This window comes from Aequorivita lipolytica, from assembly GCF_007997135.1.
In the GTDB taxonomy this organism is placed as follows: Bacteria; Bacteroidota; Bacteroidia; order Flavobacteriales; family Flavobacteriaceae; genus Aequorivita; species Aequorivita lipolytica.
Map to the genome: position 1 here is coordinate 22,466 of NZ_VORU01000014.1, position 24,020 is coordinate 46,485.

Genomic DNA, 24,020 nt, shown 5'->3' on the forward strand with positions numbered 1-24,020 from the left:
GTAGCAAACAATCTCCCGACAGTTATATTCAAAAAGTCTTTTACCTTTGCACACACTTAAATTTTTATGCAAAAACGAGTAGTTGTCGGCCTCAGTGGCGGCGTAGATTCCAGCGTTGCAGCCTATCTCTTGAAAGAGCAGGGCTATGACGTTATTGGTCTTTTTATGAAGAATTGGCACGATGATTCTGTAACAATTTCTGACGAATGCCCGTGGCTTGAAGACAGCAACGATGCTATGCTCGTAGCTGAAAAACTGGGCATTCCGTTTCAAACGGTAGATTTAAGCGAACAATATAAAGAGCGCATTGTTAACTATATGTTTCGCGAATACCAAATGGGCCGCACGCCAAACCCGGATGTGCTTTGCAACCGCGAAATAAAGTTTGATGTTTTTATGAAAATTGCCCTCAATTTGGGAGCAGATTTTGTGGCAACCGGGCATTATTGCAGAAAAGGCACTTCGACACTTCCACAAGCTCAGCACGACGCTTCGCTCAGTGGCCAAAATGGTGAAACAAAAGAAATATATCATTTGTTAGCCGGTAAAGATCCCAACAAAGACCAATCGTATTTTCTTTGTCAACTTTCGCAAGAACAGCTTTCAAAAACCCTTTTCCCCATTGGAGAATTGTTGAAACCAGAAGTTAGAAAAATTGCTTCGGAACAAGGCTTAATTACCGCTGAAAAGCGAGATTCGCAAGGTTTGTGTTTCATCGGAAAAGTAAGACTTCCAGAGTTTCTTCAGCAGCAACTTGCGCCGAAAGATGGTGCCATTGTGGAAGTTCCTTCAGATTTTAAAGAATATAAAATGGAAACTCCAGATTTTACTTCCGAAGAAGAAAAACTAGAATATCTTTCCGCAAAGCATTCTTATTCAATTTGCGATGGCAAGCAGGTAGGAATTCACCACGGAGCACATTATTTTACAAACGGTCAGCGTAAAGGCTTGGCCGTTGGCGGAACTAAAGAACCCTTGTTTGTTATTGCAACAGATGTAGATGAAAACGTAATATATACAGGACAAGGCAAAGATCATCCAGGTCTATATAGGCGCGGTCTTTTTGTTAAAAACGAAGAAATCCATTGGGTTCGCAAAGACTTAGAAATTGCCGAAGATGAGAAAATGGAAGTCATGGCGCGAATCCGTTACAGGCAAGCATTAGAAAAAGCAACATTACACCGCACATTTTCCGGACTTTATGTTATATTTGACAAACCACAATCTGCCATAACCGAAGGCCAGTTTGTTGCTTGGTACGACGGTTCTGAATTACTGGGAAGTGGTGTTATATCCTAAAAAAATTATATGATGAAAAAATTATCCCTATTATTTATTGTTTTTGTTTCTACCTTAAGTTTTGCCCAAACCGAAGATGCACTGGTGTTTCTTGAATCTAAAGATCCTGCCGTGGTTTCAGCAGCTCTGGCAGCTCCCATAACCATTTTGACCCAAGCGGCTATTAATAGAAAAAATGCCCAAAGCATCGCAATAGACGAGCGCGACGTGCCTTTGAACGAAATTCAAAAAGCTGCAATTGAGGCTTCCGCAGGTATTAATGTACTTGCAAAATCTAAATGGTTGAATGCCGTTTACGTTCGCGGAACGGAGAACAACATCAACAATCTATTAAACCTTTCTTTTGTTACAGATATTGAGTTTGCAGACAAGAGCTTGAACAGACCAACAGGAGGAAAACAGTTTACCAAAGATAAATTTGAAATTGAAAACCAAACGGAATCCAGACCTGTCTATAACTACGGAAGTGCGGCCAACCAAACAGAAATGCTGAATGTAGATTATCTACATGAGAACGATTACACTGGGGAAGATATTCTAGTAGCATTTATGGACAACGGATACCCGGGTGTTTTAAGTAATCCAGCTTATGCAACCCTTAGAAATGAAGGTAGATTATTGGGTTATTATGATTTTGTGGATCGTATTGAAAATCCAAATGGAACTGGAAGCCACGGTGCTGGAACCTTTAGTGATGCAGCAGGATTTTTGAACGGTCAGTTTGTTGGCACGGCTCCAGGTGCTTCTTACTACTTATACATTACGGAAGATGGAAATAGCGAATCTCCAGCAGAAGAAGCTTATTGGGTAGAAGCCTTGGAACGTTCAGACAGTTTGGGTGTTTATGTTACAAATACTTCCTTAGGCTATCAAGCTTTTGACAACCCTAGCTTTGACCACGATTATCCTGACTTAGACGGACTAACTACCATAGCAGCAAGAGGATCAAATATTGGTTTTGACAAAGGAATGATAAACGTTACTTCTGCTGGAAATGAAGGAAATGGTTTTGGAAAAGTAGGAACCCCCGCAGATGCAGCAGGTTCATTTACTATTGGTGCGGTTGATGAAGATGAAAATTATGTGAGTTTCAGTTCTCGCGGACCTAATGCCGCAGGTGTTATAAAGCCAGATGTGATGGCTAAAGGTCTTGATGCAGCAATAGTTAACCAAAACGGTAATGTAAGAACGGCAAGCGGAACTTCTTTTAGTTCGCCAATTACAGCTGGAGCAGTTGCTTCATTATGGAGCGCAGTTCCCAATTTGAAAAATGATGTAGTTATGCAAGCCATTCGCGAATCTGCTGATAGATTTAACAATCCTACGAACCAATATGGTTATGGCGTTCCGAATTTTGGTGATGCGTTAAACGCATTATTATTGCTAGGTACAGAGCAACAAATGCTAGACACCAATTTCGCTCTTTATCCAAACCCTGTAAGTACACAGATAAACATTTCTTTCCCGAAGTCTGCTGAAAACGCAGAATTTGCACTCTATAATGTTTTGGGCGAAAGAGTGCTGACAGCTAGAATAAGCTCACTGAAAAATAATGTTGATGTTTCTGCACTTTCCTCTGGAATGTACATTGCTTCCATTACATCAAACAACAAAACAACAAGCTATAAAATTATTAAAGAGTAGTGCAAAACCGGATTACCGAACTTTTTAATATTGAATATCCTATAATTCAAGCCGGAATGATTTGGAACAGCGGTTGGCGTCTAGCCTCCGCTGTTTCAAATTTTGGTGGCTTGGGTCTGCTGGGTGCGGGCTCTATGTATCCAGAAATTCTTCGGGAGCATATTTTGAAATGTAAAAAAGCTACTGATAAACCTTTCGGCGTAAATGTGCCGATGCTTTACCCAGATATTGATAAAATAATTGATATCATTATTGAAGAAGGCGTGAAAATAGTTTTCACCTCAGCCGGAAATCCAAAAACATATACTTCAAAACTGAAGGAACACGGAATTACTGTTGTCCACGTAGTTAGCAGTGTTAAATTTGCATTGAAAGCACAGGAAGCGGGAGTTGATGCGATAGTTGCTGAAGGTTTTGAAGCAGGCGGCCATAATGGGCGCGAAGAAACCACAACTTTCACATTAATTCCAATGGTAAAGGAACAATTGGAAATTCCTTTAATAGCTGCTGGTGGAATTGCCACGGGTCGTGGTATGTTGGCCGCAATGGTTTTGGGTGCCGATGGCGTGCAAGTGGGAAGCCGCTTTGTAGCTTCGGAAGAAGCTTCATCACATCACGCTTTCAAGCAAATGGTGGTTGATGCTAAAGAAGGCGACACTCAGCTTACTTTAAAAGAACTGGCTCCTGTACGCATGCTAAAAAATAAGTTTTTTGAAAGTGTAATACAGCTTTATACTACCAGCCCCACGAAGGAAGATCTTATAAAACATTTGGGGCGTGCCCGAGCCAAACGAGGCATGTTTGAAGGCGATTTGGAAGAAGGGGAATTGGAAATCGGGCAAATAGCTGGGCTTATTCACGATATAAAACCTGCAGCTCAAATTCTAAAAGTTATGATTGAAGAATTTGAAACGGCCAAAAGAGAGGTTTCTGATCTTTAATTTGTTTTTAAGCTTATTAAAAAACCTGAATTTAAAAAACCCTTCCGAACTTAATCGGAAGGGTTTTCTTTTAAAATAAAACCGAATGCTTATTCCTTAATAAGTCGTTTGGTTATCTGGCCGTTTTCACCTTGAATAATTACAAGATAAGTAGCGGCAGCCATTTCAGAAACATCAAATGTTTTTTGAGTTCCCATGCTTCTAAGATCGATTGATTTTACCATTCTTCCTCTTAAATCGAAAATACTTAGATTTTCAAGAGAAAGGCTTTGTGGGTTTCCAATCGTTACTGAATGCTTGGCTGGGTTTGGGTACATTTGTAAGCTTCCAATATTAGCATTGTTATTGCCAACACCCAATATACTTTCAATAGTAAGTTCGAAAGTACAAGTTGATATATTGCCATATTCATCTTCCGCAGTAAGCGTAATGGTATAAACACCATCAGATAATGGGGTTCCAGCAGCTGGATTTTGCGAAGTTATAATAACGGGATCGGTACAGTTATCAATTGCTGTTGCTTCACCAGTTGCAAAATAATCTGGAACTATGTAAAACAAATTACCAGCTCCTGGATCTACAGTTTGATCTGCAGGACAAGTGAGGACTGGAGCAAGAAGGTCAACAGCTGTTACTATTGCCGTACAGGTAGATAGATTGCCATTGTTATCTTGACTGAAAACTTGAACCGTTACTGGTGTTCCGATATCAGCACAGGTGAACTCCGTAATGTCCACAGCTACCGTAAGTATTCCACAGGCATCATCATTAGAAGCTATTACATCACTCGGATTAAGGGTGGCTGTTCCATCTGCTCCAATTTCAATTGTGAAATCTTGGCAAACAAGCACTGGAGAAGTATTATCCTCTACCGTTACTATTGCGGTACAAGTACTAACATTTCCGTTTACATCTGTTACGGTAAGCACTACGGTGTTGTCGCCTATGCTTGAACAATCAAAAGTATCAATATCCAAACTATAGGTGTCTATTCCACAGGCATCCGTGCTTCCGCCGTCAACGTCTGCTCCTGTAATAGTCACAGTACCGGTTACCGGATCCAATTCAACTGTAATGTTTTGGCAAACGGCAACGGGAGGTGTAATATCCTCTACGGTTACTATTGCTGTACAAGTGTTGGAATTCCCGTGAATATCGGTAACTGTTAACACAACAGGGTTGTCGCCTACATCACTACAGTCAAAAATACTCGGACTTACTGATACAGATGCAATTCCGCAGTTGTCGGTAGAACCTCCGTCCACATCTGCTGCGGTAATGGATGCGTTTCCAAACTCATCCAATTGAATGGTAATATTTTGACAAACCATTGTTGGCAATTCATTATCGGTAACAGTAATGGTGAAACTACATACAGTTGTATTTCCGCTTCCATCGGTTGCAGTAAATTCAATAGTACTTATCCCAACTGGGAAATCACCTCCACTTGAAAGACCACCTGTTTGGGCAACGGTTACGCTACAATTATCCAAGCCTATTGCCATTGGGAAACTTACAGCTGCGCTGCACATTCCTAAGTCTGTATTTGCAGTAATATTTGCAGGACAAACTATTGTTGGTGGAAGGTCATCTTCTACCGTAACTACGGCTACGCAAGTACTTGTATTTCCATTAACATCGGTTACTGTTAGGGTTACGTTGTTCGGACCAATATCAGCACAAGTGAAATCTGTAATGTCAATTGAAGTACTTGCAATTCCACAAGCATCGGTGCTGCCACCATCAACATCTCCAGCAGTAATGGAAACATTTCCAGAAGCATCTAACTGAACTGTTATGTTTTGGCAAACTGCTGTTGGTGCAACGTTGTCTTCCACGGTAACAACCGCGGTACAAGTGCTTGAGTTTCCATTAACATCGGTTACTGTTAGTATAACGTTATTTGGACCTACATTTGCACAAGTAAAGCTACTTGGAGAAACACTTAAAGATGCAATAGCGCAGTTGTCTGTACTTCCGTTATTGATATCTGCAGCAGCAATGCTTGCCATTCCATTGGAATCCAACTGAATCGTAAATGGAGCTGCGCAATTTGCAACTGGTACTTCGGTATCGTTTATGGTTACATCAAAAGAACAGGTTTGCACTGGGTTGATTCCATCGTCATACTCAAAGGTATTGGTGGTTGTTCCCACAGGGAAAGTATCTCCGCTTGGCAGACCTGCTGTTTGGGTAATGGTTCCACTGGCTGCGCCAAAAATGGTATAGCCGTTCCACCTGTTGTTTGAATAAATCCAAGCTTGTCCATTTTCATAAGTAAAACCAAAGTTTGTTGCTGGCAAACTTAAACCTATACTACTAGCAGCGGCATAAGCTCCAGAAGCTCGATCATACAAATGAACGGATTGGGTAGTATTATCATAGATTGCATATTCATACCCAGTTATTCCTGTATAGCCTACAGCGTAGGCTGCATAGGATGCTCCACCTGGTATTCCAGAAAGTACTAGTGTTGCATTTGTAGTACCTGTAGCTCTATCAACTTGTGTGATGGCTCCTGCATTATAGTAGATTATTTCATTGTTGTCATAATCAAAATCACCTATTGATTGCGAATTGGGTTGGTTGGCTGGAAGAATAGGAGTCACAGTTCCATCAGGGCAATCGCCTGCTAAATTAGTGAGTATAACCCCGAATGTATTATATCCATTCCCTTCAGATTGACTCAGGGATGGATTCCACCAGGCTCCTCTATAATCAAAACCTGCGGCTATTGTACTAATTAGAGTCGCAGTAGTACCGTCAAAGCAATCTATAGGAAAAGAAGAGCTTCCAGCATTCATACTATAATATCTATCCAAATTTGGATTATAACTAAGTCCAGATCTATATATATCTCCACTTACAGTAATCAATTCCAAAGAAGCAACACCAGTTGCCAAAGGACCAGAGCTACCACCGCAACCAGAAGGTGATGCTACAGAATATGTTACAACTGCGCCGCAAATACCTGGATCGTTGTCTTGAGTAATATCACCCGGACAAACAAAGGGGCCGCCGCCGCCTCCGCCGCCAATCACATTAACAATGGCCGAGCAGGTTGAAGTTGCTCCGCTGTCATTGGTAACTTCAACTAAAACCGTATTCAATCCTGTATCTGAACAGCTAAAACTTACGGTTGAAGCCAATGGGCTTCCTGCAAGTACGGTATAGCTTCCACAGTCAACAGTAACACTATACAGCAGATCTTCGGCATTTACAGTGGCATTTCCACTTCCGTCTAAGGTAACATCCAATACTGGTACAGTTACTTCATAATCATAATCTATTCCCCAACTGTTTATTATACCTGTATCTGAACCAACAACATCGGAAACTGTAAGTTCCCATACTCCCATTGTGCTCTCACCGTCAAATATGGACAGTGGATTGTTTGGTATGAAAGACCCATTGATTGTCGGCACAGAACCTGCACATTCACTTTCAACAGGAGTGGCAGCTTCATCATCTAAAGCAGCAACAATATTATCGCCTGAACACCCAAATCCAGTTGTTGTTCTTCCAGGCCTGTCTACAATTGTAGCCATTGTTCCTAATGGAGATTTTATTGTAACAATAATATCACCTACATAAGTGTGTGATATGTTTAAGTTTACATCCAAATCTGTGATGGAAACATCTTCAGTAACATTCATAGTTACCGTAACACCTGTAGGATTATTATCTGGTATCGGTGTTCCGGGACTGCTGGATTGTGAGCCAGTCATTGGAATTAAACCAGAGCCCATACATATAATTTCTGGGGGATCGTTGGTTACATTAATATCATCTGTTAAAGTAGTTGGTGCTCCCGTACAGAAATCGTTCACTAGATAAGTTACTGTCACCAAGCCTGGGCCTCCAACACTCGGATTGAAGGTAAATGTGGTACCATTGCCGTCATCGGTTACACCAGGACCACCGTACACGCCCCCCGGCGGGTTTCCGCCAGAAAGACCAGTTTGTATTCCGTCTGAAAGACATACCTCATCAATAACATCTAAACTTGAAAAAGTTGGGGGCAAATCAAAAGCTTCCGTTCCGTCAGTCTTACTTCCGGATGAGCCCTGAATTGCACTAAAACCCAAGCCTCTTCTAGCAAAAGCATCCCAAATAGCACATTGATTGGCTCCTCCATACATAGCCATATCTGCTGCCAAGATTGCGTCTCTTCCATCTACAAAACCAGGTTGGCTTACCTGCAATTTCATCCCTTCGGTTACCAATGCCAATGATATATTATTTCCTCCGGTTCCATTATAAAAATCTGAGTCAAAACCATGGATAGCTATAAGTTCCCAAGTCATTTCCCATAACATTTCTGCCCATACAGAACCCACTCCATGAGGTGCTACTGCTGTTTTAATATCGTCATAAGTATGTGGGTTGATACCAAAATTGGTACTGTATGGATAAACACGGATTCCCGGACCGCCTGGGCCTTCACCTATTAACCAAGTTCCAACACCTCTTGAATCTGGTCCAGCATCTCCACTTTCCATTGTAAGCAATAAGCCATAATAATCACTCCAGCCCTCACCCATTTGTTCTTGACCTCCTAATATGCTTAACCTATTGGAAATTCCATGACCGTATTCGTGAATTATTACAAAATTATCTAAATCGCCATCCCGTGTATTACAAACATACATTTGCATGCGCGGTCTGTTCCCATCTGGTGGAGTTCCAAAGTTTGCATTACAAGTTCCCGACCCATCTTGGGCCTCAGCGTTTACAGGGTCATTACCAAGTCCGCCGTTACCGTAATTATTCTGTTGAAAGTTTCCACTGGCTTCATCAAAACCATATAGATAGGTTACATCGTGAACGATATTTGTCCAATAGAATAGATTAGTGATAGCAGCATTTTCTGATTGATCTCCAGCGCTATATGTAGTATTCAGCGGAAAATCAAATATTAAGTTTCCACCAGGACTAAAAGCATATTTTCCGTCAGGACTGTTGTTTGCGTTGTCATCATCATAAGCGTCGGTGTTGTTTCCTCGGGTGTTAGTAAATTCAGGTGTGTCATCTCCATTTGTATCATGCCATCCAAATGGTGAGGCAGTCAAATTCTCTGGGTTTGTAACCAAAGTACGTGTTCCGTAATTTGGGTTTTCATTTGGCATCGCATATACCCTGTAGCTTGCTGCTGGAGGTGCGGCCATATTTGATGTAATACTTGTATTGCTTATCACCGGCTTTTCCATTGGTCCAATGAAGGCTGCAGATTTTGAAGCAACAGCATGCACATGATCATTGTGATCGCCCAAAATATTACAGGAAACAGTCCAATTGTCTTTGTCAATTATTTTTCCGGTTGAAGCATCCACCCGGAAATTCCACCAGTCTGAAGTTGTTTTTTCAGCTATGGAAAGTTCCCAAACCAATTGGGTTCCAACACCTTCTTTATAATAGTACATTAACTTGACGGGGATTTCTTCTGAAGAAATTCCCGCCTTATTGAAAACGGCAGCTTTATTCTTGCCTCCAATACTTTTTACCTCTTGAAGATTCGATACTCTGTAACCCATTTGATTGGCAACAGAAGTAATTGCTTGTCTTGCTGAAATTCCTAGGGAACTGCTCTTAACGGTAGCTTGCACATCAGCCAAGAACTTATTGTGCTCCATCAAAACTTTTCCAGTTTTGTCAAAATGCACACTGGATTCGGTTCCGTAAACTTCCAAACCGTTAATGGCCTGTCGTAAATATACATGGCGAATACCGCTGATGCGGCTAACGTGTTCTTTAGTAATTACATAAGAGTCACTTTTCTGTACAATGAGTTTTTCTAGCGAAATAGTTGAAGGTTTCGTGGCCAATTGTGCAGATTCCTTCTCTTTTTCTGGGTTTTTGTGTTGCGCTGAAAGCTGAATGGTCAGCATGCATAACACCATCAAGAGTAGTGTTGATTTTTTCATATTGAAATTTGATTTTAGTTAGTTTTATAAAACTATGATAAAATCGTAAGAATCAACTATTTGTCATCAAAATATTTTCAATTATTTTTCCCCAAGAACAACAACCATAAAAAAAGCCCCCCAAATTGGGAGGCTTTGTCTTAAAAAAATTGTGTGTATTAAAGTACTTTTACGTTAACCGCGTTCAATCCTTTTTTTCCTTCTTGAAGATCAAATTCTACTTCGTCACCTTCACGAACTTCGTCGATTAGGCCTGAGATGTGTACAAAATGTTCTTTGTTGGTTCCTTCTTCAGTGATAAAACCAAAACCTTTGGTATCGTTGAAGAATTTTACTGTTCCTTTGTTCATTGTATTTAATTAAAAAATTTATAATAAGTGGCAAAGATAGAATTATAATTGACAAATCAGCCCTTTAAGATTGTTTATTTTAAAAAGTAAAAAATATGAAGCAATTTTTACTTTTTAACAATACAACTGTTAATTATATAATTTTCAATTAAATTCTTCATTTAACTACTTAGAATTTTCCTTTTTTTGCTTTCTATTTTATCATTCAGCCATTTTGGATAATTACCACTTTCTTCGGCTTCAAGGATAGTTAAAGATTGTTTGTTGTCTGTTTTTAAAATTTCCTTCTGCTTTTTATTTAAAATTTCCCCTGCGGTCTGTAGTCCCGAATAACCTGCACCGGCAACACCGTGGCTCACAATACTGGCGCCACATAAATAGAGGTTTTTTATTTCGCTTTTCGACTTATAGGCAAATGGTCCTATTTGGGTAAGTTTTTTTTCTGTTCCGTAAACACTTCCTCTTGTTGTATTTATATAGTACTCATTGGTTATTGGTGTTCCCAATTCTTTATGAACAATATGTTTTCTGATATTGGGCAATACTTTTTCCAATATTTTTATCATTTTCTCCGTAAGCAACTCTTTAAATTGAAGATATTCTTTGGAGCGCGGTTCCTTCTCGTCTTTAAATTTTTCAAAAATATTATAATCCAAATAAGTTATGGCTTCTATGCTGTGGTGCTTCCCATCAAAGCTGGAAGGATCTTTTAAGGTTGTGCAGCTGATGAACATCCCTTCAAGTGCCTCATTATTGGTTATGTCTGGCATCATCATTCGTTCATACACTGTGTCCATATCTTCATTTGGCATCAACCAAATATTTCCCGAATCCATTCCCGCAGCTCTCAGGTCCATATCCACCGTTAGAAAAAGCATTAGAGACGTGCATGAATACTTGGTTTTATTTAGTTTTTTCAGTAGCGTATTGCTCAAATTTTCTTCCCCAATAAGGTTTTTATACGTAATATTTGGATCTGCATTTGAAATTATCCGTTTAGCAAATAACTTCTCCCCGCTTTCAAGTTCAACGCCAATAGCGGTTTTTTTCTTTATTCCTTCCAAAAGAATTCTTTTAACTGTCTGCTGTGTTTTTACCAAACCGTTATTCTTTTTGATGACAGTTGTCATCGCCTTCACAATGGCCGCACCGCCTCCACACGGATAAAATCCGCCGTTGAAATAATGGTCCATAACCGCACAATGTAGCGGAAAACTGGCTCTAGCTGGTGCAAGTCCGTGATCGCCAAACTGAATGTTGAGAATTTTCTTAAGTAACGGATCTTTAATGTGCCAATCAATAACCCTTTTCAGGCTGAAAAGTGCATATTTACCCATATTCTTGGTTCGGAAAGGAATAGTTAAATGTTGCCAAAACCCTTCAACATCTGGAAGCAATTGTAATTCTGAACTCACATTTTTCACTAGATTCAGATACTTTATAATATTTTTTTCTTCCTTCGGGAATTTCTTTACAAGCTCCGTAACCAAATCATCAAAATTTCCTGGGAAATCGAAACGTTCATCGCCAATATATGCGTGCTCATAAGCAGAAGGATTCATTCTGAAAAAAGTAAGATTGTTGGCAATGCCTAATCCTTCGTAAAGCTGGGCAGTGGACTGACCTTTTTCCATTAGCCCGACGTAATGAACCCCCGGCGTGAATCGATGGCCATTTAAATAAAAACTGTGGCACCAACCGCCGGGAACGTCATGCTGCTCCAAAACCAAAACCTTTTGGCCAGCACGCGATAAACAAATAGCTGCCGAAAGTCCGCCAACACCACTTCCAATAATGATTGTGTCAAAATGTTGTTCTGTGAAACTGGGAAAAGTATTTTTCAAAGGAAGGTTGTATGTTTAAATTTTTTCTTTTGAATAACAATGGAAAGAAAGAAATCTTCATTTTTTTAACTCGTTTCGCCGCGGCGAATGAAATGAAGATTTCTTTGATTTCCCTTTAGGGTTAGGGTAAAAAATCAAAGAAATCTCAATCCTACATTATTTAATAATAGCACGTTTTGAATTTAAACAAATCTATGGCTTTTCTTCTGAATGAAATATGGGAATCTAAAAATTTCGAGAAATTACAATTCAACTGCGATTTGATTTTTCAGAATATCCTCAAAAGTTTCCCTTTTACGAATCAAATGCGCTTTTCCTTTATACCAAAGCACTTCAGCAGGGCGATAGCGCGAATTATAATTGCTCGCCATGGTAAAGCAGTACGCACCAGCATTATGGAAGGAAAGTATATCACCTTCGTGAACTTCAGGAATGCGACGGTTGTTTGCGAACGTATCGGTTTCACAAATGTAGCCAGTTACAGTGTAAAAACGGTCTCTTCCGTGTGGGCGCGAAATGTTTGAAATTTCGTGTTGTGATCCGTAAAGCATTGGGCGGATCAAATGGTTAAAACCGCTGTCAACCTGAGCAAATACAGTAGAAGTGGTTTGCTTTATCACATTTACCTTCACTAAAAACTGCCCAGCTTCACTTACCAAAAACTTGCCTGGCTCAAAAGCAAGCGTTAATTTTTTACCGTATTTTTTACTGAATTCATTGAAACGTTTGCTCAATTTTTTACCGAGTTCTTCAACATTTGTTTCAATGTCACCTTCTTTATAAGGTACTTTGAAACCGCTTCCGAAGTCAATAAACTCAAGATTATCGAAATTTTCCGCAGCGTTAAAAAGTATTTCCGAAGCATAAAGGAAAACGTCAATATCCAGAATATCACTACCGGTGTGCATGTGGATTCCGTTGATATTCATTCCGGTATTTTCAACAATCCTTTTCAGCAAAGGCATTTGGTGGATTGAGATTCCAAACTTACTATCAATATGACCCACGGAAATATTTGAATTTCCACCCGCCATAACGTGCGGATTTATACGGATACATACGGGAGTTTTGGGATGCTTGGTTCCAAATTGTTCCAAAATTGAAAGGTTGTCAATATTAATCTGTACGCCAAGTTTTGCGGCTTTTTCTATCTCTTCCAAAGAAATCCCGTTTGGTGTGTAGATAATGTCTTCAGGTTTTGCCCCAGCTTCCAGGCCTAACATTACTTCTTGGATAGAAACGGTATCGAGACCGCCACCCATATTTATGATCAGTTTTAATACTGATATGTTTGAAAGCGCTTTTACGGCATAATTTATTTTCAAACTCTCCACCTTTTCAAAAGCGCTGGTTAGACGTTTATACTGCTTTTCAATTTTAGCGGCATCATAAACATAAACTGGGCTTCCAAATTCTTGGGAAATTGCCAAAAGGTCTTGATTTTTCATGAGTTTTAAGAATAAATTTTTAAAAATTAAGGCGCAAAAATAGGGATGTAAGCCGAAATACTTCATTAATAAATACTTAAATTTTCATTTTTGTTAAATCCATAAAATTTCAGAAGTACAATGCCTTAAAAAACATTAGTGCATTCCTGTTACATTTGTTATTTTTGCATTCCATAAACAAGTACAAAACCGCTACTATGAATTTACACGAATATCAGGGAAAAGAAATTTTAAACAGTTTTGGCGTTGAGATACAGCGCGGTATCGTTGCCACCACTCCAAAAGAAGCTGTGGAAGCCGCAAAAAAACTTACCGAGACAACAGGAACGGGCTGGCACATAATTAAAGCCCAAGTTCATGCCGGTGGACGTGGAAAAGGCGGTGGTGTAAAACTTGCAAAGAATTTAAAGGAAGTTGAAGATATAGCTGGAAATATAATTGGGATGAACCTTGTTACTCCACAAACTTCTGCGGAAGGGAAAAAGGTACATCAAGTTTTGGTTGCTGAAGACGTTTACTATCCTGGAGATAATGAGCCAGAGGAATATTATATGAGCGTTCTTTTAAACCGCTCCACAGGAAGAAATATGATTATGTATTCTACTGAAGGTGGAATGGATATTGAAACCGTCGCCGAGGAAACTCCACATTTAATTTTCACTGAAGAAGTTGATCCAGCCGTTGGCCTTTTGGGTTTTCAAGCTAGAAGAATAGCTTTCAATCTTGGATTGAGTGGAAAAGCTTTTAAGGAAATGACAAAATTCGTCACAGCACTTTACAAAGCTTACAACGAATCTGATTCTTCACTATTCGAAATAAACCCGGTGCTAAAAACAAGCGACGATAAAATCATCGCAGTTGATGCTAAAGTGAGCATTGATGACAATGCGCTTTTTCGCCATAAGGATTATTTGGAAATGCGCGACAAACGTGAGGAAAATCCTGTGGAAGTTGAAGCGCAAGAAAAAGGACTTAACTATGTAGATCTAGACGGAAACGTGGGCTGTATGGTGAACGGTGCCGGACTTGCAATGGCAACGATGGATCTTATTAAACAATCTGGTGGTGAGCCTGCAAACTTTCTTGATGTTGGAGGAACTGCTAATGCCGAGCGTGTTGAAGCTGCCTTCAAATTAATCTTGAAAGACCCAAATGTAAAAGCAATCTTGGTAAACATTTTTGGAGGAATTGTTCGTTGTGACCGTGTGGCGCAAGGAATTATTGATGCCTATAAAAATATGGGAACTATTCACGTTCCAATTATTGTACGCTTACAGGGAACCAATGCTGATATTGCAAAAAAACTGATTGATGACAGCGGCTTGGACGTTCAAAGCGCTATTGAATTTCAAGAGGCCGCAGATAAAGTTAAAGCAGTCCTTTCTTAATTATATAGATTAAAAATTATTGAAAAAGCCTTCCAAACAAATATTGGAAGGCTTTTTTTATAAATCCTTCTTCGTCTCGGCCAATTTTCTCAAAATACGTTCGTCTTTTTTAGAATCAAAATCCATATCATGGATTAATACTTTTAATTCTTCCTTGATAGAGGTTGTATATGTTTCATCTGCAGCGGGTTGATCCTGTAAGTACTTAAGCATCCAAATAAGTTTTTGCACAACTATTGGGTCGTGTTTGCAATAGGTTCGCAGGGAGGCCATAACATTATAGAGCAGTTCCTCAAAATGGATAATAGCTATTTTTATATATGTTTTCCCATCTGCAGTGAGAACCCCTGTGTTGTTCTTTTTCATCCGTAGCGCAAAAAGTTCCGTTAAGTAATCAATAGCATTGACGGCGGTTCCCGGATCGTTTATTCCAGGGGACATAGCTTTTACAGCAATTTCGGTAATCTGTTTAAACGCTAGGATATAATTGTCGCGAATATACTCACCACGCGCAAAATTTATGTTGGAAAATATCCCACCTATTACTTTATCATCCAACACTTTACTTGCTTTTAAAATAGAATTATTTTTCAGAACAAATAATCCCTTTGGGGAAGTTATATAGACGCGCACATCGTTTTTCTTACATATATCTGTGATGTTTTTAATAGAAATATTTTGAAAATAGCCACTTTGAGGAGATGTGTAGCTATGCCATTCTGAAGTATCTGGAAAATGGGAGACGAGCATTTCAGAATCCTTTTCTTCCGCATCAATAATTTCATTGAGGCGGTGTATGGCTTGATCATAAATTCCATCCATTATATTATTAATCTGAATACTTTGGGAAATATTATGTATAAAAAATATAAAAGCGGAAAGAGCAAGAATCGTGAAAAAAACTCCGAGAAGTATTGAAAAACCAGGAAGCATGTATTTCTCTTCACCACTATCCACAGAGAAAAGTGTGAAAATATTATAAATGATGGTAGCCAGAAAAAATCCTAAAATAATTTGATGCCTTTTATTTGAAATTAACCCTGGAAGCAATCGCGGCGAAAAGTTACTAGAAGCTTGGCTCAACAACAGCATCACCATTGAAAAACTAAAAACCATCATAGAAATGAGGCCACCTATACAAGTGCTTAGCACATTGAGCGCAGTATCACCATCTTCCACCATCAATAACGGGAAAATTTCTATTATTTTTCTGGAAACCCCATATTGCTCAAGAATTATCATTCCCAGCGCGAGGCAGAAACCAGCAATTGCAATAAGGGTAGGATAAAAGGCAATTTTACTTTGTACAGTTCTAAAAAAAGTAGCAATACGTATAAGGAAATGTTTCATTGAAAATTTTTAATACGACAAAACGACTTTTGATTTGGGTTTGAAAGCATCAAAATGTCTCGTTTGTAGCAGTGGAATTATGATTAATTATTGGTGAATGAAATTAGTAAAAAAATAAACAATATATACCCATGGAAACAGTTAATAAAAATAGCCTTTGTTTGCCTGGACCGTTGGATATTTTTCTTAAACAATAGGCTAAATACCTTGAATAACAATTGTGAAACATTTAGCATTCCTACAGTAAATCTTATTGAAATTTTCCCGAATTTTGTAGTCGAATTTGCTGCGCCAAGATTACCAAATAAATATTGCACCATTGAGGTTGAGTAAGATACACTGAAAGTTGCCTCAAAAAAAATGGAAGATTAAAAAATGGAAAGCGGCGTTTCCCAGTACAGAGATAGAGAGTTTAGCTACAAGAATTTTAAACTTCCGAAGAATATAAAAATTGAAGATATTAACGCAAATTACACTTCCCAAGTTGGAAGAAAAGAAAGCTTTAAAGAGAATGGTTGAGATTTCATAATTGAAATTTAATTTGGTTAGTTAGTTGAAATGACCGCGTGCTACTCAATCGGTGCGCGGTTTTTTCATGGTGTTAATTTGGACCTCTTCTCCTTCTTCCTCCAGTACTTTTTTGCTCCCTTTTTAAATTTCGCTCCTCTCTTCTTTTTACTTCGGGTTTTTTAGCATCTTCTTGTTTTTGTCGACGCTCTTTTCCATAATCTTTTGGAAGTCCATCACTATCCTTAACAGAATCTCTTAGCGTTTTCAATTCTTCTGAAGTAAGGTCCCGCCACTCTCCTACTGGCAAATTTCCCAATTCTAAATTCATTATCCGGATTCGCTGCAAAGCCACTACTTCATAGCCTAAATATTCACACATTCTGCGAATCTGTCTGTTTAAGCCTTGAACCAATATTATCCGAAACTCAAATCTGCTGATTCGTTCTACTGTGCAGCGTTTGGTTACCGTATCCAATATTGGGATTCCGGAACCCATTCGTTTTACAAATTCATCTGTTACATGTCTATCAACTTTCACTATATATTCCTTTTCGTGCTTGTTGCCTGCGCGAAGAATTTTGTTTACAATATCACCATCATTCGTCAATAAAAGTAAACCTTCACTTGGTTTGTCCAATCTTCCCACGGGGAAAATTCGCTCGGGATGGTTTACAAAATCAACCACATTGTCATCAAAACGGGTATCGGTTGTGCAGGTAATTCCAACAGGTTTGTTTAGCATTATGAAAACTTCGGTATCGTTTTCAGAAATCAGTTTTCCGTCCACACGCACCTCATCGTTGGGCATTACCCTGTCCCCAAGCCCACTTTTTTCACCGTTTACGGTAACTCGGCCTTTTTCAATTAAAGTATCGGCCTCGCGGCGGGAACAATATCCGCTATCGCTGATTGCCTTGTTCAATCTTACGGAATCTGGGTGGTGCATTTCTTTTTTTTGCAAAGATACCATTATTGAAGCGCAAACGGAAAAGGTTAAAATTGATTTAATTGCTCCATCAAATTTTTTGAAAAATTGTAGCTTCCACAAAAAATTAAAATGGCAATACTCGGTTCTATAATTAAAACGGCAATAGACCTTCGCGGAGCAATTATTTCGAAAAAATCTCCTGTGGAATCACAAAGAGAAGTTCTGAAAAACCTGCTTGAAAATGCGAAGAATACAGCTTTCGGAAAATACTACGGTTTCACCAAAATTTTGGAAGCTCAAGATATTCAGAAATCGTTTACTGAAAAAATTCCATACTTCGATTACCACCAAATGGAAAAGGAATGGTGGTGCAAAACCCAAGAAGGTTTACAAGACATCACTTGGCCGGGATGCCCTAAATATTTTGCGCTTAGCAGCGGAACAACTGGAAAAACTTCGAAAAAAATTCCTGTGACCAATGAAATGATAGAAGCCATTCGTACTACGGGAATAAAACAAGTTGGCGCATTGACCAATTTCAACATTCCTTCAGATTTTTATGAAAAGGAAATCATGATGCTCGGCAGCAGTACAGATTTAGAGGAACAGAATCAATTTCTGGAAGGCGAAATAAGCGGAATAAGTGCCAGTAATATTCCATTTTGGTTTCGGGGTTACTACAAACCTGGTGAAGAAATAGCGCAGATGGAAGACTGGGACCGAAAAGTGGAAACTATTGCAAAAAACGCTCGCAATTGGGATATTGGCGCCCTAAGCGGTATTCCGTCGTGGATGGAATTGATGATAAAGAAAGTGATGGAATATCACGATGCAAAAAATATTCACGAAATTTGGCCTAATCTACAAGTTTACACCACCGGCGGCGTGGCATTTCAACCCTACGAGAAAAGTTTCAACCAATTGTTGGCGCATCCTATAATTGTAATTGATACGTATTTGGCATCAGAAGGCTTTTTGGCTTTTCAAAATAGACCGGATACTACTTCAATGAAACTGGTAACGGACAACGGAATTTATTTTGAATTTGTTCCTTTCAAACCGGAGTATATCAATGAAGACGGTTCACTTTCAAAAGATGCCCCTGCCCTAACCCTCGCCGAAGTTGAACCGGACGTAGATTATGTTTTAATTATAAGTACGGTTTCCGGTACTTGGCGTTATTTGATTGGTGATACTATTGCGTTTACAGACGTTGAAAAAGCCGAAATAAAAATTACGGGTCGCACCAAATTCTTTTTGAACGTAGTAGGGTCGCAGCTTTCGGTGAACAAAATGGAAGTTGCTTTACGCCAAATGGAAGAGAAATTCGATATTAAAATTCCAGAATTTACACTGGCTGCGGTAAAGATTGATGATGAATTTTACCATCATTGGTATTTGGGGACGGAAACTAAAATAAATTCAGAAGAAATAGCAAATGCTCTGGATAATTCATTAAAAGAAGCGAATAAAAACTACGAAGTTGCCCGTTCAAAAGCCTTGAAAGGAGTGAAAGTAACTACCATTAATCCTGATATTTTCCATGAATGGAGCGCCAAAAACAAAAAAAAGGGTGGACAGGTTAAGATGGAAAAAGTGATGGATGAAGAAAAATTTGAAGTGTGGGAAACCTTTGTGAAATCACAAAAATCTTTGGGATAATTAATCATTCATTTCTAGAATTTCGGGCTCTTCCTCTACTTTATTCTTATTGATTAGTTCCATAACCTCTTCGGGGGAAATGTATAATCTACGGATTCGGTTTTTATACTTTTCTGAAAGATGGGCATTTTCAAGAATGAAGTTTTTTGTTTTCAAAATATAATCTCCCATTCCATGGGCAACGGCATACGTATCTGCAGCTCGTTCCACCTCTTTAAAGTGCACTGGGGAAAACAAATATTTCAATCCAAAAATAAGCATACCCATGTTGGTCCGTTCTCGGTAATCCATTACATGCCCAAGTTCGTGGCCAATCCAACCAATTTTTACATCGGAAGGAATATCGCTCATAGTGAATTCCTCTCCCTCTATCTGGATTTTTCGGCTTATCAAAATTACATATTCACGGTTCTCCTTCGCCTTAAAAAAACTCGCAAATCTAGGTTGGGCCTGCATTGTGGATTTCTTAATATTATCCTTGAATTTGAATTCAATCGCAGTATCGTATAATTCTGGATAAAAGGAAAGAGCTTCAATTACCTCTTTTTTTATGCTTTCGGGAATTATTTTATTGTCGAGATTAATGCTTTGAGTCGGAGTCATAGAAAGGGTAAAATACAAAATAGGTTTTATGAGGGACGTTAAAAGCATTGTAAAGTTTATTAGTTGTAGGTTATCGGCTGTCAGTTGTTTCTTGGCTCTTGGCTCTTGGCTCTTGGCTCTTGGCTCTTGGCTCTTGGCTCTTGGCTCTTGGCTCTTGGCTCTTGGCTCTTAGCTCTTGGCTCTTGGCTCTTGGCTCTAAAATTAAACTTCTTCCAATTGTTTTTGAAATGTCTTTATTTTATCGCGAAGCCTGGCAGCCATCATAAAATCTAAATCCTTTGCGGCTTTTTCCATCGCTTTGCGGGTGTCGCGTATTTTCTTTTCTATTTGTGCCTTGGTCAAGTATTCCACTTCTGATTCTGCAGCGAGGGTTTCAGCGGTTTCGAAACTATATGCAGCTTGCTTTGATTTTGTCAGCGCGTTTTCAAAAGATTTCTTAATCGCGGTTGGCGTAATTCCGTGCTCCTCATTATAGGCAATCTGCTTTTGTCGTCTGTATTCGGTCCCGTCTATCGTTGCTTGCATACTGTTGGTTATTTTATCGGCATACATAATAGCCTTTCCGTTTAAGTTTCTGGCGGCGCGGCCCACGGTTTGGGTGAGCGAACGGTTGCTTCTTAAAAAACCTTCTTTGTCGGCATCTAGAATTGCTACCAAGGAAACTTCAGGTAAATCGAGACCTTCCCGCAAAAGATTCACTCCCACTAATACATCAAACAGGCCGAGACGTAAATCTTGCATAATCTCTACTCTTTCAAGCGTATCCACATCACTGTGAATGTAGCGAGTACGGATTTGTACGCGGATTAAATATTTGGTGAGCTCCTCAGCCATTCTTTTGGTTAAGGTTGTTACCAGAATGCGTTCGTCTTTTTCTATGCGAAGATGGATTTCTTCCAATAAATCATCAATCTGGTTTAGGCTTGGGCGCACTTCAATGGGCGGGTCAAGCAAACCTGTGGGACGAATAATTTGCTCCACATACACACCACCACTTTTTTCAAGCTCGTAATCTGCGGGGGTTGCGCTTACGTAGATTACTTGATTTTGTAGCGCTTCAAATTCTTCAAACTTCAATGGTCGGTTGTCCATTGCGGCTGGAAGACGGAAACCGTATTCTACTAAATTTTCTTTTCGGGAGCGGTCGCCGCCATACATTGCTCCTACTTGTGGAATTGAAACGTGGCTTTCATCTACAATCATTAAGTAATCCTTCGGGAAAAAATCCAACAAGCAGAAGGGGCGCGTCCCTGGCAAACGACGGTCCAAGTAACGAGAATAGTTTTCAATACCGCTACAATAGCCCAGTTCGCGTATCATTTCGAGGTCAAAATTGGTGCGTTCGTCAAGACGTTTTGCTTCCAAATGCTTTCCTATTTCGCCAAAATATTCTACCTGTTTTACCAAATCGTCCTGAATCTCATGGATTGCTCCCTGAAGAACATCGGGCGAGGTTACAAACATATTTGCTGGGTAAATATTCAGTCTGTCGTATTTCGCTTTTATATTGTTGTTTAAAGGATCGAATACTTCTATTTCTTCAATTTCATCGCCGAAGAAGTGAATTCGAAAAGCGTCATCGGCATACCCGGGAAAAACATCAACCGTATCTCCTTTTATGCGGAAACGTCCGTGGTTGAATTCCGCTTCGGTACGGGAATAGAGGCTTTGCACTAATCTGTGCAACAATTTGGTGCGGGAAATGGTTTGCCCTTTTTCTAAACTGATTACATTTTTCTGAAATTCCGCAGGGTTTCCGATACCGTACAAACAGGAAACAGAAGAAACCACAAGCACATCCCTCCTGCCCGAAAGCAAAGATGAAGTTGTGCTGAGGCGCATTTTTTCAATCTCTTCGTTTATGGAAAGATCTTTTTCAATATAAGTTCCGCTGCTGGGAATGAATGCTTCGGGCTGGTAATAATCGTAATACGAAACAAAATACTCCACAGCGTTTTCGGGGAAGAGGTTTTTGAACTCCGTATAAAGCTGGGCGGCGAGTGTTTTGTTGTGCGCCAAAACAAGGGTTGGCTTTTGAACCTGCTGTATCACGTTGGCAACAGTAAAGGTTTTTCCGGAGCCTGTTACGCCCAAGAGAGTTTGGTATTTTTCTTCAGAATTTATACCGTTTACCAACGCTTTAATGGCTTGGGGTTGGTCTCCCGAAGGATCAAATTCTGTGGCTATTTTGAAGTTCATGTTTTCTTTTTCAATGCTCCACAAAAGTACTAAAATAGTAGTGAGTAGTGGGATGTGAGTAGTGGGAAGTTTTTGGGTATTGCAATTTGGTTAGAGCTTCGGAGGAATATTAAATAGGCCACGAATGCACGAATTATTTTTGTAAATGCTTTGGGGTTGATACTGCTTTTACCTGCTTGCCAGATATTTCTTATGTATTCGGATCTCTTCTAAAAACCTCGACCAAATTGAATATCAAGATGCAGAAAAAAACCCAGATTGCCCCAGCAATATATCCGCCAGCAATGTCTGAAGGATAATGTACGCCTAAGTAAATGCGGCTAATGCCTATGCTCAAGATAACAAAAAGTAAAAGAATAATAGTAATATACTTGAGCCAACTGTTCATTTTAAAGGTGTAAAAAAGATAGATCAAAAATCCATAAAAGGCCATGGCGCTCATTGCGTGGCCGCTGGGGTAACTTAGTGTTTCTACGGAAACTAGATGTTCTACTCCCGGTCTTGCGCGATCTATAAAACGTTTCAACATAGTGTTTGATATGGATGCCAACAGCAAGACCAACAAGGTTTGGGCTATGTAACGCCAATTTTTAAAAAACACCAAAGAAATTATTAGGGCGAGGATGAGCACTACTAAGTAGCCATAGATATCGCCCACATTGGTCATGAAAATAAAATATTCGGTGAGCGATGGAGTGCGGAAGGAAGTGATGAAGTGCGATATTTGCTGATCATACTGGGCAAGCATTTCTTCCTTTAATGTTTCGGTAAGTTCTATGAAAAGATTGAGCCCCCCAACTACTATAATAAATGCCACTATAATGATAATAATGTAGGGCAGTTTTGGATTGTCCTTATGAAAGATGCGCCACAGAAAATTCCTGAAATTCTTTATAAACGCGAATAGGGTTTGTCTCATTTTAAAAGGCAAAGTTTAAAGATAACAACATTTTAAGGATTTGGCACTTCCACAGACTCAGTGTGACAGATTAGGGATTTAAGTTTCAGATTTTATAATTGTCTAAACTGGGTTGACCATTTTTGAAAAAAGACCCCAAATTGGAGTCTTTTTGAATTAATATATTTTAAAATTAAAGCGCTTTTGCTCCTGCGGTAGCTACAGCGTGATCGTTTTCAACAACGCTGCCACTCACACCCACTGCGCCAATAATATCGCCATTTTTGTTTTTAAGCGGTACACCTCCCGGAAAGGAAATGAGTCCACCGTTGGAATGTTCAATATTGAATAAAGGTTCGCCGGGTTGTGAAAGTTTGCCTATTTCGCCTGTGGGCATATCAAAAAACCGTGCTGTTTTGGCTTTTTTCAATGCGATATCTGCAGAACCCAACCACGCACCGTCCATACGGACAAAAGCTACTTGGTTTGCTCCGCCATCTACTACGCAGATGTTCATTTTGGCATCAATTTCTGCTGCTTTTTTCTTTGCTGCGGCTATTATTTTTTCCGCTTGTTCCAATGTTACATTCATATTGTTTATTGTTTATTGCTATTTATTATTGCTCAAAGCATACAGTCTATTTAGCTGAAAGTATTTCAATCTTTTGGATTTGTGGGGCTTCGGAAAGGAGTCTATCAGCATTTTCCATCAATGCTTTTGCTATATCACCATTAAGGTGTGCCTCGCGACCTTCTTCGTTTTCAAAGGTGTCAAAAATTCCAAAGGTGCTGCTGTCTATTTTAAAACTGTACCATGTAATGGTTTTGTTTTCTTCAAGGGCCAGTTCTATAGCTCCTTTTATAAATGATTCCACTTCAGATTCCTTTCCAGATTTGGCTTTAAGGGAGACCAATAATCCTAACTTTTTCATCGCTTAATTTTTTTAGGGTTCATAATTCCTAAAGATAAATAGCACGAATTTAAAAGTCGTGAAGATTGTGTTAAGCTTGTTTGTAGGAATCAGGGATTAG

Annotated in this window: 17 protein-coding genes; 6 read left to right on the forward strand and 11 right to left on the reverse strand. The window is 39.3% G+C overall.

Annotated elements, in window-relative coordinates; translation table 11 throughout:
- Window positions 1–66 precede the first annotated feature (66 nt).
- From mnmA to ESV24_RS13490, 3 genes are read left to right on the forward strand one after another with little or no spacing between them, the layout of a single operon-like run.
- Entirely contained in the window at window positions 67–1,299 is a 1,233-nt protein-coding gene (mnmA, locus tag ESV24_RS13480) for a tRNA 2-thiouridine(34) synthase MnmA (protein ID WP_111816903.1), read from the forward strand.
- Window positions 1,300–1,308: 9 nt separating this feature from the next.
- Window positions 1,309–2,943 carry a S8 family peptidase gene (locus ESV24_RS13485; RefSeq protein ID WP_111816904.1) on the forward strand — a complete coding sequence of 545 codons (1,635 nt, stop codon included), beginning with the start codon at window positions 1,309–1,311 and terminating at the stop codon, window positions 2,941–2,943.
- Window positions 2,943–3,884, forward strand: coding sequence for an NAD(P)H-dependent flavin oxidoreductase (locus ESV24_RS13490; protein WP_111816905.1), 942 nt, complete (start codon window positions 2,943–2,945; stop codon window positions 3,882–3,884). The genes ESV24_RS13485 and ESV24_RS13490 overlap by 1 nt, the downstream gene beginning before the upstream one ends.
- An 89-nt stretch (window positions 3,885–3,973) precedes the next feature.
- Here the strand turns inward: ESV24_RS13490 and ESV24_RS13495 are convergent, their stop codons facing one another.
- From ESV24_RS13495 to lysA, 4 genes are all read right to left on the reverse strand, one after another.
- Entirely contained in the window at window positions 3,974–9,808 is a 5,835-nt protein-coding gene (locus tag ESV24_RS13495) for a M36 family metallopeptidase (protein WP_111816906.1), read from the reverse strand.
- 158 nt (window positions 9,809–9,966) lie between these two features.
- A complete protein-coding gene (locus tag ESV24_RS13500) occupies window positions 9,967–10,158 on the reverse strand; it encodes a cold-shock protein (protein ID WP_026451656.1) in 192 nt (63 codons plus the stop codon).
- A 161-nt stretch (window positions 10,159–10,319) separates the two neighbouring features.
- Window positions 10,320–12,002: a phytoene desaturase family protein gene (locus ESV24_RS13505; RefSeq protein WP_111816907.1), complete on the reverse strand. Its 1,683-nt coding sequence runs from the start codon at window positions 12,000–12,002 to the stop codon at window positions 10,320–10,322.
- A 242-nt stretch (window positions 12,003–12,244) separates the two neighbouring features.
- Window positions 12,245–13,450, reverse strand: coding sequence for a diaminopimelate decarboxylase (gene lysA, locus ESV24_RS13510; protein WP_111816908.1), 1,206 nt, complete (start codon window positions 13,448–13,450; stop codon window positions 12,245–12,247).
- Window positions 13,451–13,647: 197 nt separating this feature from the next.
- Between lysA and sucC the strand changes: the two genes are divergently transcribed.
- The gene (sucC, locus tag ESV24_RS13515; RefSeq protein ID WP_111816909.1) at window positions 13,648–14,838 is read left to right on the forward strand and encodes an ADP-forming succinate--CoA ligase subunit beta; all 1,191 of its coding nucleotides are present in this window, start codon (window positions 13,648–13,650) and stop codon (window positions 14,836–14,838) included.
- A 57-nt stretch (window positions 14,839–14,895) separates the two neighbouring features.
- Here the strand turns inward: sucC and ESV24_RS13520 are convergent, their stop codons facing one another.
- Complete coding sequence (locus tag ESV24_RS13520) at window positions 14,896–16,188, reverse strand: DUF2254 domain-containing protein (protein ID WP_111816910.1); 1,293 nt, start codon at window positions 16,186–16,188, stop codon at window positions 14,896–14,898.
- A gap of 375 nt (window positions 16,189–16,563) precedes the next feature.
- Between ESV24_RS13520 and ESV24_RS15390 the strand changes: the two genes are divergently transcribed.
- On the forward strand, window positions 16,564–16,707 hold the full coding sequence (locus ESV24_RS15390) for a hypothetical protein (protein ID WP_160110632.1): 144 nt from the start codon (window positions 16,564–16,566) through the stop codon (window positions 16,705–16,707).
- An 82-nt stretch (window positions 16,708–16,789) separates the two neighbouring features.
- Here ESV24_RS15390 and rluF read toward each other — a convergent pair whose 3' ends face one another.
- Window positions 16,790–17,644 carry a 23S rRNA pseudouridine(2604) synthase RluF gene (rluF, locus tag ESV24_RS13525; RefSeq protein WP_111816942.1) on the reverse strand — a complete coding sequence of 285 codons (855 nt, stop codon included), beginning with the start codon at window positions 17,642–17,644 and terminating at the stop codon, window positions 16,790–16,792.
- A gap of 111 nt (window positions 17,645–17,755) precedes the next feature.
- Between rluF and ESV24_RS13530 the strand changes: the two genes are divergently transcribed.
- Window positions 17,756–19,288 carry a GH3 family acyl-acid amido synthetase gene (locus ESV24_RS13530; protein WP_111816912.1) on the forward strand — a complete coding sequence of 511 codons (1,533 nt, stop codon included), beginning with the start codon at window positions 17,756–17,758 and terminating at the stop codon, window positions 19,286–19,288.
- Here ESV24_RS13530 and ESV24_RS13535 read toward each other — a convergent pair whose 3' ends face one another.
- The 5 genes from ESV24_RS13535 to ESV24_RS13560 all read right to left on the reverse strand — a co-directional run bounded on the left by ESV24_RS13535 (window position 19,289) and on the right by ESV24_RS13560 (window position 23,920).
- Window positions 19,289–19,939, reverse strand: coding sequence for a hypothetical protein (locus tag ESV24_RS13535; protein WP_111816913.1), 651 nt, complete (start codon window positions 19,937–19,939; stop codon window positions 19,289–19,291).
- Between the two features lie 153 nt (window positions 19,940–20,092).
- Complete coding sequence (gene uvrB, locus ESV24_RS13545) at window positions 20,093–22,090, reverse strand: excinuclease ABC subunit UvrB (RefSeq protein ID WP_111816943.1); 1,998 nt, start codon at window positions 22,088–22,090, stop codon at window positions 20,093–20,095.
- 190 nt (window positions 22,091–22,280) lie between these two features.
- A complete protein-coding gene (locus ESV24_RS13550; RefSeq protein ID WP_111816914.1) occupies window positions 22,281–23,009 on the reverse strand; it encodes a phosphatase PAP2 family protein in 729 nt (242 codons plus the stop codon).
- A 172-nt stretch (window positions 23,010–23,181) separates the two neighbouring features.
- On the reverse strand, window positions 23,182–23,580 hold the full coding sequence (locus ESV24_RS13555; protein WP_111816915.1) for a GlcG/HbpS family heme-binding protein: 399 nt from the start codon (window positions 23,578–23,580) through the stop codon (window positions 23,182–23,184).
- Window positions 23,581–23,626: 46 nt separating this feature from the next.
- The gene (locus ESV24_RS13560) at window positions 23,627–23,920 is read right to left on the reverse strand and encodes a putative quinol monooxygenase (protein ID WP_111816916.1); all 294 of its coding nucleotides are present in this window, start codon (window positions 23,918–23,920) and stop codon (window positions 23,627–23,629) included.
- Window positions 23,921–24,020 lie beyond the last annotated feature (100 nt).

Bases quoted from the DNA above. Each gene is read 5' to 3' on its own strand.
- mnmA (WP_111816903.1), top strand. From the start codon at position 67: ATGCAAAAACGAGTAGTTGTCGGCCTCAGTGGCGGCGTAGATTCCAGC.
- ESV24_RS13485 (WP_111816904.1), top strand. From the start codon at position 1,309: ATGATGAAAAAATTATCCCTATTATTTATTGTTTTTGTTTCTACCTTA.
- ESV24_RS13495 (WP_111816906.1), bottom strand. From the start codon at position 9,808: ATGAAAAAATCAACACTACTCTTGATGGTGTTATGCATGCTGACCATT.
- ESV24_RS13500 (WP_026451656.1), bottom strand. From the start codon at position 10,158: ATGAACAAAGGAACAGTAAAATTCTTCAACGATACCAAAGGTTTTGGT.
- lysA (WP_111816908.1), bottom strand. From the start codon at position 13,450: ATGAAAAATCAAGACCTTTTGGCAATTTCCCAAGAATTTGGAAGCCCA.
- sucC (WP_111816909.1), top strand. From the start codon at position 13,648: ATGAATTTACACGAATATCAGGGAAAAGAAATTTTAAACAGTTTTGGC.
- ESV24_RS13520 (WP_111816910.1), bottom strand. From the start codon at position 16,188: ATGAAACATTTCCTTATACGTATTGCTACTTTTTTTAGAACTGTACAA.
- ESV24_RS15390 (WP_160110632.1), top strand. From the start codon at position 16,564: ATGGAAAGCGGCGTTTCCCAGTACAGAGATAGAGAGTTTAGCTACAAG.
- rluF (WP_111816942.1), bottom strand. From the start codon at position 17,644: ATGCACCACCCAGATTCCGTAAGATTGAACAAGGCAATCAGCGATAGC.
- ESV24_RS13530 (WP_111816912.1), top strand. From the start codon at position 17,756: ATGGCAATACTCGGTTCTATAATTAAAACGGCAATAGACCTTCGCGGA.
- ESV24_RS13535 (WP_111816913.1), bottom strand. From the start codon at position 19,939: ATGCTTTTAACGTCCCTCATAAAACCTATTTTGTATTTTACCCTTTCT.
- uvrB (WP_111816943.1), bottom strand. From the start codon at position 22,090: ATGAACTTCAAAATAGCCACAGAATTTGATCCTTCGGGAGACCAACCC.
- ESV24_RS13550 (WP_111816914.1), bottom strand. From the start codon at position 23,009: ATGAGACAAACCCTATTCGCGTTTATAAAGAATTTCAGGAATTTTCTG.
- ESV24_RS13555 (WP_111816915.1), bottom strand. From the start codon at position 23,580: ATGAATGTAACATTGGAACAAGCGGAAAAAATAATAGCCGCAGCAAAG.
- ESV24_RS13560 (WP_111816916.1), bottom strand. From the start codon at position 23,920: ATGAAAAAGTTAGGATTATTGGTCTCCCTTAAAGCCAAATCTGGAAAG.